Annotated in this window: 13 protein-coding genes; 10 read left to right on the top strand and 3 right to left on the bottom strand. The window is 71.9% G+C overall.

Annotated elements, in window-relative coordinates; genetic code table 11:
* Nucleotides 1–190 precede the first annotated feature (190 nt).
* Complete coding sequence (locus ABD743_RS29445; protein WP_344725621.1) at nt 191–1,354, bottom strand: D-2-hydroxyacid dehydrogenase; 1,164 nt, start codon at nt 1,352–1,354, stop codon at nt 191–193.
* A gap of 6 nt (nt 1,355–1,360) precedes the next feature.
* Here ABD743_RS29445 and ABD743_RS29440 point away from each other — a divergent pair, with 6 nt between their 5' ends.
* The 3 genes from ABD743_RS29440 (at nt 1,361) to ABD743_RS29430 (ending at nt 4,336) form a co-directional block, all read left to right on the top strand.
* Entirely contained in the window at nt 1,361–2,422 is a 1,062-nt protein-coding gene (locus tag ABD743_RS29440; RefSeq protein WP_344725620.1) for an alpha/beta fold hydrolase, read from the top strand.
* Between the two features lie 100 nt (nt 2,423–2,522).
* The gene (locus ABD743_RS29435) at nt 2,523–3,056 is read left to right on the top strand and encodes an RNA polymerase sigma factor (RefSeq protein WP_344725619.1); all 534 of its coding nucleotides are present in this window, start codon (nt 2,523–2,525) and stop codon (nt 3,054–3,056) included.
* Entirely contained in the window at nt 3,053–4,336 is a 1,284-nt protein-coding gene (locus ABD743_RS29430) for a VOC family protein (protein WP_344725618.1), read from the top strand. The genes ABD743_RS29435 and ABD743_RS29430 overlap by 4 nt, the downstream gene beginning before the upstream one ends.
* A 21-nt stretch (nt 4,337–4,357) precedes the next feature.
* Here the strand turns inward: ABD743_RS29430 and ABD743_RS29425 are convergent, their stop codons facing one another.
* A complete protein-coding gene (locus ABD743_RS29425) occupies nt 4,358–5,068 on the bottom strand; it encodes an SDR family NAD(P)-dependent oxidoreductase (protein WP_344725617.1) in 711 nt (236 codons plus the stop codon).
* Nucleotides 5,069–5,197: 129 nt separating this feature from the next.
* Here ABD743_RS29425 and ABD743_RS29420 point away from each other — a divergent pair, with 129 nt between their 5' ends.
* The 5 genes from ABD743_RS29420 to ABD743_RS29400 all read left to right on the top strand — a co-directional run bounded on the left by ABD743_RS29420 (nt 5,198) and on the right by ABD743_RS29400 (nt 10,495).
* Entirely contained in the window at nt 5,198–6,094 is an 897-nt protein-coding gene (locus ABD743_RS29420) for a helix-turn-helix transcriptional regulator (protein WP_344725616.1), read from the top strand.
* 184 nt (nt 6,095–6,278) lie between these two features.
* Nucleotides 6,279–6,698 (top strand): ArsR/SmtB family transcription factor, encoded by a 420-nt coding sequence (locus ABD743_RS29415; RefSeq protein ID WP_344725615.1) that lies wholly within the window; start codon nt 6,279–6,281, stop codon nt 6,696–6,698.
* Nucleotides 6,698–8,128, top strand: a complete 1,431-nt coding sequence (locus tag ABD743_RS29410; RefSeq protein WP_344725614.1) for a substrate-binding protein — start codon at nt 6,698–6,700, stop codon at nt 8,126–8,128. The genes ABD743_RS29415 and ABD743_RS29410 overlap by 1 nt, the downstream gene beginning before the upstream one ends.
* A 98-nt stretch (nt 8,129–8,226) precedes the next feature.
* Complete coding sequence (locus ABD743_RS29405; protein ID WP_344725613.1) at nt 8,227–9,771, top strand: amidase; 1,545 nt, start codon at nt 8,227–8,229, stop codon at nt 9,769–9,771.
* A gap of 244 nt (nt 9,772–10,015) precedes the next feature.
* Nucleotides 10,016–10,495 carry a MarR family winged helix-turn-helix transcriptional regulator gene (locus tag ABD743_RS29400; RefSeq protein WP_344725612.1) on the top strand — a complete coding sequence of 160 codons (480 nt, stop codon included), beginning with the start codon at nt 10,016–10,018 and terminating at the stop codon, nt 10,493–10,495.
* Nucleotides 10,496–10,759: 264 nt separating this feature from the next.
* On the opposite strand, the gene ABD743_RS29395 is transcribed toward ABD743_RS29400, so the two are convergent.
* The gene (locus ABD743_RS29395) at nt 10,760–11,233 is read right to left on the bottom strand and encodes a GNAT family N-acetyltransferase (RefSeq protein WP_344725611.1); all 474 of its coding nucleotides are present in this window, start codon (nt 11,231–11,233) and stop codon (nt 10,760–10,762) included.
* 53 nt (nt 11,234–11,286) lie between these two features.
* On the opposite strand from ABD743_RS29395, the gene ABD743_RS29390 reads away from it, so the two are divergent.
* Nucleotides 11,287–11,922: a class I SAM-dependent methyltransferase gene (locus tag ABD743_RS29390; protein WP_344725610.1), complete on the top strand. Its 636-nt coding sequence runs from the start codon at nt 11,287–11,289 to the stop codon at nt 11,920–11,922.
* Between the two features lie 10 nt (nt 11,923–11,932).
* Nucleotides 11,933–12,760, top strand: coding sequence for an MOSC domain-containing protein (locus tag ABD743_RS29385; protein WP_344725609.1), 828 nt, complete (start codon nt 11,933–11,935; stop codon nt 12,758–12,760).
* Nucleotides 12,761–12,781: the final 21 nt, after the last annotated feature.

The following is a 12,781-nucleotide window of genomic DNA, read 5'->3' as shown; positions in this document are numbered from 1 at the left end:
CCCCGCCGAGGGCGACGATCACCATGCGGAACCGCGCGGCGATTCCTGCCGGGTCCCACCGCCCTCCACACCGGACAGACGGGTCCATAAAGGCCCCAGGCCGCCCGGCGTGGGCAAAAGTGTGATCTGCGTCTCGGTAAGGGGCGGGAGACACGCACCCGGCCGGTCGCGCTCCTCCGCGCAGAGGCTGCTAGTAGAACTCGACGGTGTTCACCACGTTGCGCAGCGGGCGTCCGTCGAGGAGCCGGCCGGCGTTCTCCGCGAAGAGCTCGGCGATCCGCCGGCCCTCCGCCGCGGTGATGGTGGCGGTGTGCGGGCTGATCAGCACGTTCGGCAGATCCCACAGCGGGCTGGCCTGGTCGAGCGGCTCCACCGCGAACACGTCGAGCGCCGCGAAGCCGATGCGCCCGTCGCGCAGGCCGTCGATCAGGGCGTCCTCGTCGATGACGGTGCCACGGCCGACGTTGACGATCGTCACGCCGGGCCGGACGGCGGCGAGCACATCGGCGCTCACCATCTTCTCGGTGGCGTCCGTGCCGGGAAGGGTGACGACGATGCCGTCGACCCGCCCGACCACGGCGGCGAGCTCGTCGGGATGCACCAGCTCGGCCACGCCGTCCACCGGCTCGCCACGCCTGCTCGTGCCGATCACGCGTGTGCCGAGCGCCGCGAGCACCCTGGCGACCTCGCTGCCGATCCCGCCGAGCCCGACGACCAGCACGGTCTGCTCCCGCAACTGCGCCACCGGCCAGCGGCCCCACCGATGCGCGGCCTTCTCGGCGAGCAGCTTGGGCAGGTTCTTCGCCCCTGCCAGCAGCCCGAGGAGCGCGAACTCCGTGAGCGGGGCCGCGTGGACGCCCGCCGACGTCGTGAAGATGACGCGGTCGAGCTGCTCCTGGGCGAGGCCGGCCGCCTTCACGTGGGCGCCTCCCCCGGCGGCCATCGTGTGCACCCAGCGCAGGCCCGGGTTGGCCTCGACGGCGCGGCGCAGCTCTGCGGGGCGGTCGTCCGGGATCCCGTAGAGCGCTTCGGCCGCGTCGAGCATCTTCTCGAAGCGCTCCCGCTGCTCCGGGGTACGGACGAACGACGGGTCGCCGGCGTGGTCGGCCGGGTAGCGCACCGGCGGAAGCAACTCCTGGTCGCGCACCAGGTCGATGCGCGGCTCCAGACGCTCGATCAGCCCGCACAGCTCCTCGCTCAGGGGCGTCGCCACCGCGACCCGGAGCCGATCCTCCACCCGCCACCTCCTGCTCCGACCACCGCTGCCGTCCGCGGCTTCGGTGACACACCCTGTCACGACGACGAGCCGGGCCCGGCTGCGGACCTTGCCCGGCAGGCCGACACCCGAGAGCATCCGCGCATGACCCTGCCCCCGGCGGCGCTGCTCCCCGGCGTACGTTCCGCGACCGTCGACACCGACCGCATCCGCATGCACTACCTCGACTCGGGCCCGACCGGCGGCACGCCGATCGTGATGGTGCACGGCAACCTCTCGACCAGCCGTTTCTTCGAGCATCTGATGCCCGAGCTCGCGCAGTACCGGGTGATCGCGCCGGACATGCGCTGCTTCGGCGACTCCGAGCCCGCTCCCGTCGATGCGACCCGCGGCCTCGCGGACTGGGCGGACGACGTGTTCGCGCTGGTCCGCGCCCTCGGAATCGACGAGCCGCCGCATCTCGTCGGCTGGTCGACCGCAGGTGCCGCGATCGCCCGGTACGCGATGGACCGGCCCGTCGCGTCGCTGACCTTCCTCGACCCCGTTTCGCCCTACGGCTACGGCGGCGTCCGTGCCGACGGCACGCCCTGCTTCCCCGACTTCGCAGGTTCCGGCGCCGGCACCGTCAACCCCGAACTGGTGCGGCGCATCGCCGCAGGCGACGACTCGGACGAGAGCCCCCTCTCCGTCCGCAACGTCTTCAACGCCTTCTACGTCGCACCGGGCCACCGCGAGCCGCCCGAGCGCGAGGACCTGCTCGTCGCCGAGATCCTCAAGACGGTGACGGGCGACGCCAACTACCCGGGCGACCTCGCGACCTCGCCGAACTGGCCGGGGATGGCCCCCGGCACGTCGGGCCTCCTCAACGCCCTGTCCCCCAAGTACTGCAACTGGGCGGGCATCGTCGACCTGGATCCCAAGCCTCCCGTCCTCTGGACGCACGGCAGCGCCGACCTCGTGGTCGCCGACGGCTCGTCGCTGGAGCTGGGCACGCTCGGCGCATCAGGGGCCGTCCCGAACTGGCCGGGGCAGGACGTGTTCCCGCCGCAGCCGATGGTGAGCCAGATCAGAGAGGTACTGGAGCGCTACGAGCAGGCGGGTGGGTCGGTCCGCACCGAGTTCTTCGACGGGTCCGGACACGCCCCGCATCTGGACGCTCGCGAGAAGTGGCTCGCGGTGTTCACGGAGTTCCTGACGTCCACCTGACGCCGCGAGTCACCCGTTCCGGTCGGCGAGTCGCGCCGGCCCGCTGGTCGGATCGGGTGAACCACCGTCGGAGAGCGCGCCTGCGCGCCGATGAAGAGGTGTGCACAGCGGCGAGAGGGTCCGGCCGGACGCCGGTGCCGTACTGCTCGACCTCTACGACGTGGCGCTCCCTCAGGTCTACGGCTACCTGCTGGCGCGCTGCGGCTGGCAGGCACTCGCGGAGGAGCTGACGGCGGAGACCTTCCTCGCCGCCGTCGCCGCATGCCGGCGTGAGCCCTCCCCGGCGCCCACCACGGCATGGCTCATCGGCATCGCCCGTCACAAGCTGATCGACCACTGGCGCGCGGCCGAGCGTGAGCATCGCGGGCAGATCACCGTGGCTCTGGCCGAGCCGGACCCGGTCGACGACCCGTGGGAGGAGCGGCTCGACGCGATGCTCGCCCACGAGGTGCTCGACGCGCAGACCAGCACCCACCGTGCCGCGCTCACCCTGCGCTACCTCGACGGGCTGCCGGTGCCCGAGGTCGCACAGGTGATGGGCCGCACGGTGCACGCCACGGAGGCGCTGCTGGTTCGCGCGCGGAGCGCGTTCCGCCACAGCTACGCGGCAGTCGAGAAGGAAGGCCCGCGATGACCGACGCCTTCGACGCCCTCCGCATCCCCGACGCTCCCGCTTCTCCCGACCTGGAGTTCGCCAGTGGCCTGCGCGCCCGCATCGAGGGCGCCCTGCTCGCCCCTCGGGAGGTCCCCATGTCCGTAACCGAAGCGACGACCACCGATGTAGCTGCGCCGTCCCAGCCGCCTTCCCGGCCACCGACTCAGCACACCATCACGCCGTACCTCGCGGCCGCCGACGCCCGCGCCGCCGTCGACTTCTATGTCGACGCGTTCGGCGCAGTGCAGCGGGGCGAACCGATCGAGATGCCGGACGGCCGCATCGGGCACGTCGAGATCGAGCTCGGTGACAGCGTGCTGATGCTCGCCGACGAGTACCCGGAGCTGGACCTCCTGGCCCCGGTCACACGCGGCGGCCCCAGCCAGTCGCTGCGACTCGAGGTCGCCGACCCGGACGCGGTGGTGCAGCGCGCGGTCGCCGCGGGCGGCGTGCTGGAGCGCCCCGTGGCCGACTCCCCCCACGGCCGGGGCGGCGTGGTGCGGGATCCCTCCGGGCACCGGTGGATGGTGTCGCGTGAGGCCCCGTCGGCGGCGGCGCCACGGCCGGGGGACGTCGTCTACACCTCGCTCTGGACGGACGACGTCGAGCGGGCCGAACGGTTCTACGGGGCCGTGCTGGGCTGGGTGACGGCGCGGGGGTACGGATCGCAGGAACGTCAGGTGACGAACGCGGGCACCCGGCTGGGACTCTCCGGCGGGCACGCCCGGCCCACCGCCATGCTCTGCTACGCCGTGCCGGACGTGGACGCGGCCGTCGCCGTGGTGCGGGCCGCCGGTGGCACGGCGGGTGACCCCACCGACGAGCCGCACGGCCGCGTCGCGGACTGCGTGGACGACATGGGGGTGCCCTTCGCGCTGTGGACGGGTGCGTCCGCACCGGCCTCCGCGCCCGAGGCCCGCCCCGCGATCGCCCATCTCGTGGTGCGGACGCCGGACGCGCGCCGCGCGAGGGCGTTCTACGGCACGGTTCTCGGCTGGGGTTTCGCGCCCGCCCGTGTCCCGGACGGGTGGAACGTCCGTGCAGCAGGGCGCGATCCGTGGCCGCGCACCTCGATCTGGGGCGGCCACTCCGAGGACGCCGCGGTGGTGCCGGCGTTCACCGTTGCCGACCTCGCCGCTGCGGTGCACACCGTCCGCGAGGCGGGAGGCACCAGCACCGAGCCCGAGCGGCGCCGGTTCGGGACGGTGGCCGAGTGCCGCGACGACCAGGGTGGGCGGTTCCAGCTCGTCGAGCGCTGAGCCCAGCCCGCTCCGGGCCGGCTACCAGGGAAGCGGCCCGGTGCGGTCGAAGAACCGCCCGGTCGGACCGTCCGGTGCCACGGTCGCGAGCGCAACGATCGCGTCGCTGCCCTCCTCGACGGTCTGGACGCCGCTGTGGCCGTTGAGGTCCGTGGCTGTGTAGCCGGGATCGGCGGCGTTGATCCGGAACTCCGGCAGCGCCCGCGCGTACTGGCTCATGATCATGTTGAGAGCCGCCTTGGACGACGGGTAGGTGAGCCCCACGATCCGCGACTCCAGCCGCTCCGGGTCGCCGGTGATGGCCAGCGAACCCATCCCGCTCGACACCATCACGACCCGCGGTGCGGCCGAGCGGCGCAGCAGGGGCACGAACGCCCTGGTCACGCGGACGGGACCGAACACGTTCGTCGTGTAGCAGGCGAGCATCTCCTCGGCGCCGGTGTCCAGCGCCGCCACCAGCGGCCCGATGATCCCGGCGTTGTTCACCAGCACGTCGAGTCGCCCGTAGCGGCTCTCGACCTCCTTCGCGGCGCTCGCCACGGACTCGTCGCTGGTCACGTCCAGCGGGAGCACGGTCACGTCACCGTCGAGGCCTGCGGCTGCGGCCGCCCCGCGGCGGGCGTCCCGCGCTCCCAGCAGCACCGTCCAGCCGCGCTCTGCCAGTCGGCGCACGGTCGCCAGGCCGATGCCCTTGTTCGCGCCGGTCACCAGCGCGATCGTCGTTGGCGTCATCCTGGATTTTTCCGTCGTTTCCGTCATAACTCGACATTGCTGTCACGCCGGGGCCGCTGACCAGGTCCGACTCAGCCCGGGACTGCTTGTACCAGGCTGCGGGGGCGGAGGATGCGCCATGCTCGTCCGGTGGACCGCACCGAGCTCGGCAGCACGCTACGCATCTGGCGCGAGCGGCTCCGCCCGTCCGACGTCGGTGTGCCGGCCGGGTTGCGCCGTCGCACGCCGGGGCTGCGGCGCGAGGAAGTCGCCGCGCTCGCGGGAGTGTCGGTCGACTACCTGACGAGGCTCGAACAAGGCCGCGGCCCGCGCCCGTCCGACGGGGTGCTGTCCGCGCTGGCCAGAGCCCTGCGCGTCACCGACGCCGAGCGGGACCACCTCTTCCACCTGGCCGGCAGCGCGCCACCCCTTCCGGGCCGGATCCGCAGTGCCGTCCGGCCGAGTGTGCTGCGGTTGATGGACCGCTTCACCGATCTCCCCGCCCTCCTTCTCGACGCGAAGAGCGACGTTCTGGCCTGGAATCCGATGGCGGTCGCACTGCTCGGGGATCTGTCGTCGATCCCGCCCACCCGGCGCAACATCGCGCGACAGGCGTTCACCGGGACACACCGGGTCGAGTTCTACGCCGAGGAGCGGGAGCGACTCGACCGAGCCCTGGTCTCCGACCTGCGCCGATCCGCCGCCCGCTACCCCGCCGACCCGGGTCTGCAGCGCTTGGTGTCGGACCTGCGAGCGGCGAGCGCCGACTTCGAACGACTATGGACCCTGCGCGAGCTCGACGAACGTCACGGTGACACGAAGCGGATCCGCCATCCGGAGCTCGGGGTGCTGGAACTCGACTGCAACGTCCTCGAGGTGCGGGGCGACGACCAGGTGCTGCTGGTCTACTCCGCCGCACCCGGCACACCGGCCGCCGAAGCGCTGTCGCTGCTCCGTGTGATCGGTCTGCAAGACGTAGGTCACACCTCGACGGACTACGCTCGAACCCCTATACAAGGTCAGGACATCACTCAGGGGGGCCGGTAGTGAGCGAGCCTGCGAGCGAATCAGTGTCACAGCGCCTTCGCACGGTGACGTCTTCCAATGGGCCGGCGGAGCGCAGCGAGGGCGAGCAATGAGCGAGCTTGCGAGCGAATCAGTGTCACAGCGCCTTCGCGAAGCGCCGGCCGAGCGCAGCGAGGGCGAGCGATGAGCAGGAGGGACGACCGAGGTGGTTGCTGACGAGGCGTTCGACGCCCTCGCGGATCCGGTTCGCCGCGAGATCCTCACGCTGCTCTCCCAGCGCGACGAGTGCAGCGCGGGTGAGCTGTCCGAGCAGATCAGCCGGGTCGGCCGCACGGCCGTCTCCAGCCACCTGCGAGTTCTGCGCACCGCAGGGCTCATCGCCGAACGCCGCACCGGGCGCTTCCGCTACTACTCGGTGGACCCCACCGGGCCTGCGCAGGAAGTGATCCAGCTGCTGATCGAGCTGTTCCAGGGATCGCTCGACGCCACGAAGGCCGCTGCGGAGAACACTGCCGCGAGCACCGACCGGGTGAGCATCGCCCGCTCCGGTACGGCGACGGCGCCCGTGTCCCGGCCGGTCGCCGGTGCTGCCCACCCTGACGGGTCCGTCCGCCGAGCCATGTGATGAGCCGGCTCGCCCTCACCGCCGAGCAGCACGTCGACGCGCCGCCCGAGGCGGTCTTCGCGCTGTTCGGCGCAGGCGCGGGCGCGGGTTGGGTCTTCGACGCCGTGTGCGACCGGGTCGCCGTCGGCGCGGTCGTCACGTTGCAGGCACCGATGTTCGGCGTGGCCGCAGGCCCTGTGGAGATCCTCGGCCGGATCTCCAAGGTCCGTGCGCCGTCGCGCATCGAGATCCGTCATGACCAGCCATGGCGGGGGCGGCTGCGGGTGCACGCCGACCCCGACGGCACCGGCACCCGGGTCCGCCTGATCGCCGACCTCGACGATGCCGGCCTCCACTGGCTGATGCGCCGCCGCGGGTTCAGCGTGCCCGACGGCGCACCCGAGGGCACCCATCCCGTGGGCCTGCTGACGAGCAAGTCGGGGTCGGCCAGCGTGTTCGCGTCGGGCACCGAGAATCTCGCGGCGATGGCCGTCGACGAGATCAACGCCGAGGGCGGCGTCGACGGCAGACCGATGCGGCTGGTGGTCGGGGACGACGCCACCGACCCGCGGCTCGGCACGATCGAGGCGTGGCGGCTCGTGCACGCGGGCTGCCGGGTGATCATGGCGAGCACGACGTCGGCCACGTTCTCCCGGGCCGCCGACGAGCTGCGCGACTCGGGCGTGCTGATGGTCCAGCCCGTCATGAACGAGGGCGGCAGCAGCGGCGCGCTGCGCGTTCAGCTCGGGGAACGCCCCGAGAGCCAACTGCGGGCCGCGGCGCGTCCGATCATGCAGGTGGCCGGCGGGCGCCGATGGTTCCTCGCCGGCAACGACTATGTGTGGCCCCAGGTGGTGCACAGCACGGCGCGGCGGGTGCTCGCCGAGGACGGCGGCACCGTGGTGGGAGAGACCTTCGCGCCGTTGGGCACGCGGGACTTCGCCCCCCTCATCGAGGACGTTCTGAACTCCGGCGCAGACGTCATCCTGTCGTCCTTCGTGGGAGCCGACCTGGTGCACTTCGAACGGCAGTGCCACGCGATGGGTGTCCGCGACCGGTGCCGCTCCCTCGCGCTCGCCCTCGACGAGCCCACCCGTGAGCGAATCGGTGACGACGCGGCGGCCGGCATGTGGGGGGTGTCGGGCTACTTCGAGGAGCTTCCCGGCGACGTCAACGCTGCGTTTCTGCAGCGGTACCGATCGACGTACGGGCCGTTCGCACCGCCGGTGTCGAGCATCACGGAGTCGGTGTACGAGGCGATCCATCTCTACGCCAAGGCCGTCCGGCGCGCAGGCGCCGACGACCCGGCAGGCACAGCCCGTGAGCTGCGCCGCAGCCGCGACGACTTCCCCCGCGGTGAGGTCGCGGTCGTCGGACCCGAGACGGTGCGCCAGCGCATGTTCGTGGCCGAGGCGACGCGAGGCGGGTTCCTCGTGAACCTCCCTGGTTGACGTTCGATCACAAGTTCGTCATCGCGCCAATGATCGTTGACGCGTCCTGTATCGCCTCGTTACGGTGCGTTGTCTGCCGACTGCGAGGAGATTCCCGGATGCCCGTTCAGCCGCCTGATCCGTCGGTCATCACCAAGGTCGCCGAGAGTTACGGTCTGGGTCTGACCGACGCCGACGTTGCATCCTTCGCCCCGCTGGTGCACGGCGTGCTCCAGTCCTGGGACATCGTCGAGCGGCTGCACGCCGAGGTCGAGCCGGCCGTTCCGCAGCGGGCTTGGAGCCGTCCGGAGGCGGCCGACAACCCGCTGGGCGCCTGGTATGTCACCTGCGAGGTGACCGGCAGCGGACAGGGTCCGCTCGCCGGGCGCACGGTGGCGGTGAAGGACAACACGGCGGTGGCCGGGGTTCCGATGATGAACGGCTCCGCCACCGTGGAGGGCTTCGTTCCGCGCCGGGACGCCACGATCGTCACCCGGATGCTCGATGCCGGTGCCACGATCGCCGGCAAGTCGGTGTGCGAGGACCTCTGCTTCTCCGGCGGCTCGCACACCTCGCGCACGGGGCCGGTGCGCAACCCCTGGGACCCGACCCGGTCCAGCGGTGGGTCCTCCAGCGGCAGCGCGGCGCTTGTCGCATCGGGCGCGGTCGACTTCGCCACGGGCGGCGACCAGGGCGGGTCGATCCGCATGCCCGCATCTTTCAGCGGGATCGTCGGGCACAAGCCCACCCACGGCCTCGTGCCGTACACGGGCGCGTTCCCGATCGAGCAGACGATTGACCACGTGGGTCCCATGACGCGCACGGTGGCGGACGCCGCGCTGGTGCTGAGCGTCATCGCTGGGGTGGATGGGTACGACCCGCGGCAGCCTGCGGACCTCGTCGTCGACGACTACGTGGGCGCGCTCGAGCGCTCGGCCGAGGGACTGCGAGTCGGCGTCGTCAGCGAGGGCTTCGGGCACCCGAACTCCGACCCGGACGTCGACGACGCTGTGCGCGAGGCGATCGAGACCCTGCGCGAGGCCGGGCTCACGGTCGAGGACGTCTCGATCCCCTGGCACGCACATGGGCTGAAGATCTGGGACGTCATCTCCATCGAAGGCGCCACCGCGCAGATGGTGGACGCCAACGGCTACGGACTGAACTGGCAGGGCCTCTACGACCCCGAGCTGATGGAGTTCTACGGCAACAAGTGGCGCGAGGACGGCAGCCAGTTCTCCGAGACGGTCAAGCTCGTGCTGCTCTCGGGCCGGTACGCGCTCGACCGCTACCGGGGCAAGCACTACGCGATGGCCCGCAACCTGACCTCGCACTTGCAGGCGGCCTACGACGAGGCGCTGTCGCGTTTCGACGTGCTGGTCATGCCGACCACACCGATCCAGGCCTCGGTCATCCCGGCGGAGGACGCCCCTCGCGAGGAAGTGATCGCCCGCGGCCTGGAGATGGTGGCGAACACCGCTCCCACGGACGTGTCCGGTCACCCCGCGTGCAACGTGCCCGCCGGGATGGCGAACGGTCTCCCGACCGGGATGATGATCGTCGGGAAGCGGTTCGACGACGCCACCGTGCTCCGGGTGGCCAACACGTTCGAGCAGGCGGTCGGTGGCTTCCCGGCCCCGACGACCGTCGCGGTGGCGGGCGCCTAGCACCGTCCCCTGAGCCTGCGGCGGACCCACCCGTCCCCCCTCCGCGGTGGGTCCGCCGCCTCGTCAAGGCGTCGGCTGCTGCGTGCCGCCGCCTATGCACGCACCGCCGTCGCCGCAACCCGGCCACCGCACCGCGGGCATACCCTGTGGTGGGTCGGGTCCTCACCTGGATCCCCACGTGGACAGGCGAGCATCTCGTCGCAGCACAGTTCTCGATCTCCAGCGACAAAGTCGAGGTGGCGACGTGGATTCCGACGAGCTGCGGTCGGAAATCGACATATCGATGTGGCGGTTCATCGCCGACGTCGTGCTACGCACCCAGGCCGTTGCCCAGCAGGTGGGCCTCGGGGGGAGCGACTGCCAGTTCGTGGCGCTTCTGGGCGTGCACGGTCCGCTCACCGCGGGCCGTCTTGCGGAGCTGAGCGGGCTGACCACCGGCACCGTGACAGGGGTGCTCGACCGGCTGGAGAAGGCCGGGTACGCGCGTCGCGTTCGGGACGCCACCGACCGGCGGAAGGTGCTCGTGACCCCGGTGCCCGAAGCGATGGCGACCCTCGCGGAGTACCACCAGGCTCACGGCGAGCATCTCGACGCCGTGCTGCGCCGCCGGGACGCAGCTCAGCTGCAGGTGATCGCCGACTTCCTCGCGGAGCTGAGCGCCTCGGGCTCTTCGTCAGGTTCGCGGGACGGCGGAAGCGGCACCACGGCGAGCAGCGGGAGCTGACCGTCCTCGGCCCGGTTGGGGCGCCGGACGTGGGCAACCACCCACCCGGTGCTCCGAGCATGGCCCTGCACGAACGACACCCTCATCACCTCCGCCTCCAGTGGAGCACGAGGTACCGACAGGCCGGCGCGCGACCGGGTAGGAGGGTGCTGACCAACTCCGCCCGTAGCGAGCGGTGATCCAGGTGGTTGCATCGCAAGGCGACAACGCCGCGAGGGCGCCGCCTGGGCGCCGCGCAGTAGGGCCGAGTTGGTCAGCGCGCTCCTAGCGGAGCGTGCGGGACATGCACAGGCTCAGCGGCGAGTCGGCGTACTCCCCGAAACGCTCGATCTCGACGTACCCGGCGCGCCGGTAGAGCTCGACGGCCTCGATCTGGCGAGCTCCGGTCTCGAGCACCACACGGTCGGCGAAGAGCGCCTCCGCCTCGGCCTCCAGCGCACCGAGGAGCGCTCTGCCGATCCCACGACCGCGGGCGTGCGGGCGGACGTACATCCGCTCGATCTCGGCGACCCCCGGTTCACGCAGCCGCACGGCTCCGCAGCCGAGCAGGTCGCCCGTCTCCTCGTCGACGGCGGCGAGCAGCACGCCGCGGCCGGCGCTCACCTCGGCCGCGTCGAGCCGGTCGTGGACCGCGCCCGCCTCCGGGTACAGGTCGTGCAGCTCGGCGTCCAGCTCCTCGATCAGCTCGCGCACGGCGGGCTCGTCGATTGCCACGGACTCGATCCGTACGGACGACATCGGCGCAGGATATCGACGCGCGGATGATCACGACGCTTCCTAGGATCCAGCCGGTGTCCGACATCGCCACTACCTCCGCCTCCGCTTTCGACGCCGCCGCCGACACCTACGACGAGGACCTGCACCACGTCGAGATCGCCGAAGAGCTGGTCCGTGGACTGCAGCCGACCTCCCCACCGGCCCTGGTCGTGGACGTGGCCACCGGCACCGGGTTCGCCGCGTTCGCCGCGCTCCGCCTGCTCGCGGCGCAGCGCGTGGTGGGCGTCGACATCTCACGAGGCATGCTCGACCGGGCGCGGGCGAAGGCACCGCACGAGGACCCCCACGGCCGGATCGAGTGGCGCCACGCGCCCGCGGTACCGCTCGATCTCGCAACGGGCTCCGTCGACGTGGTGCTCTGCGCGTCGGCGCTGCACCTGCTCGGCCTGGACGCGCTGCGCGAGTGGTTGCGCGTGCTGCGGCCCGGCGGGCAGGTGGCGTTCAGCGTGCCGATGGCCGAGGACTTCCATCCGTCGCCCGAGTTCCGTCGCATGGTCGAGAGCCACCTGTCCGTTCCATCGGATGCCGACGCGGCCGCTCGCATCGCGCTCGACGCCGGGTTCGCCGGGGTGAGCGCAGGGATTCTCGCTCCCACGTCCGCCGAGCGTCGGCGCCGCGTGTTCATCGTCCGGGCGCAGGCCCCGCTGTAGCGTGGATCGCGTGGCCAGGGTGGTGTCGCTGCTGCACTATCCGATCAAGGGATGCGCAGGCACGCCGGTGTCCGGGTCGGTAGTGACCGCTGCCGGGCTCGCCCACGACCGATCGTTCATGGTCGTCGACCACGACTACGTCTTCCGGACCCAGCGGCGGGACCCCCGGCTCGCGGTGATCCGTCCGGAGGTCGGCGCCGACGGCCACCTGCTGACGCTGCACGCGCCGGGCATGGCCGAGTTGTCCGTGAAGGTGGATCGCGACGGCGCCCGCCACGGCGTCGACCTCTTCGGCAACCGCTACACCGGGATCGACCAGGGCGAGCCGGTGGCCCGATGGCTGACCGAGGTGCTGGACGCCCCGAGCCGCCTCGTCCGGGTGCCGCCGGAGCACGACCGCGCGACCGACGGCGAGACGCCGGGCACGGCGGGCTACGCCGACAGCGCAGCTGTGCTCCTCGTCGGCCGGCCGTCGCTCGACCTGCTGCATCTGCGGCTCGTCGAGCAGGGTGGCGAGCCGCTGCCGATGAGCAGGTTCCGCCCCAACATCGTCGTCGACGGGTGGGACGAGCCGCACATCGAGGACAACGCCCGACGAGTCACGATCGGGAACGTGCAGCTCGGCTACACGAAGCTCGCCATCCGCTGCCCCGTCACCCTGGTCGACCAGGAGACGGGTGTCCGGGCGGGTCCGGAGCCGCTTCGCACGCTCGCCACCTACCGCCGCTCCGCCGCGGGCGGAGTGACCTTCGGCGCGAAGTTCGCCGTGCTCCGCGCGGGCGAGCTGGCGGTGGGCGACGAGGTGAAGGTGGAGCGCTGGGCCGCCGCGGCCGGCTAGCTCGCGTCGATGACATGGCCG

It is taken from the genome of Pseudonocardia yunnanensis (assembly GCF_039534065.1).
Classification (GTDB): domain Bacteria; phylum Actinomycetota; class Actinomycetes; order Mycobacteriales; family Pseudonocardiaceae; genus Pseudonocardia; species Pseudonocardia yunnanensis.
Note: the sequence above shows the minus strand (reverse complement) of the source record. Positions and strands in the feature narration are given on the sequence as shown.

Excerpts from the sequence above, each read along its gene's own strand:
- ABD743_RS29445 (WP_344725621.1), bottom strand. The coding sequence starts at position 1,354 with ATGCTCTCGGGTGTCGGCCTGCCGGGCAAGGTCCGCAGCCGGGCCCGG.
- ABD743_RS29440 (WP_344725620.1), top strand. The coding sequence starts at position 1,361 with ATGACCCTGCCCCCGGCGGCGCTGCTCCCCGGCGTACGTTCCGCGACC.
- ABD743_RS29430 (WP_344725618.1), top strand. The coding sequence starts at position 3,053 with ATGACCGACGCCTTCGACGCCCTCCGCATCCCCGACGCTCCCGCTTCT.
- ABD743_RS29425 (WP_344725617.1), bottom strand. The coding sequence starts at position 5,068 with ATGACGCCAACGACGATCGCGCTGGTGACCGGCGCGAACAAGGGCATC.
- ABD743_RS29410 (WP_344725614.1), top strand. The coding sequence starts at position 6,698 with ATGAGCCGGCTCGCCCTCACCGCCGAGCAGCACGTCGACGCGCCGCCC.
- ABD743_RS29405 (WP_344725613.1), top strand. The coding sequence starts at position 8,227 with ATGCCCGTTCAGCCGCCTGATCCGTCGGTCATCACCAAGGTCGCCGAG.
- ABD743_RS29395 (WP_344725611.1), bottom strand. The coding sequence starts at position 11,233 with ATGTCGTCCGTACGGATCGAGTCCGTGGCAATCGACGAGCCCGCCGTG.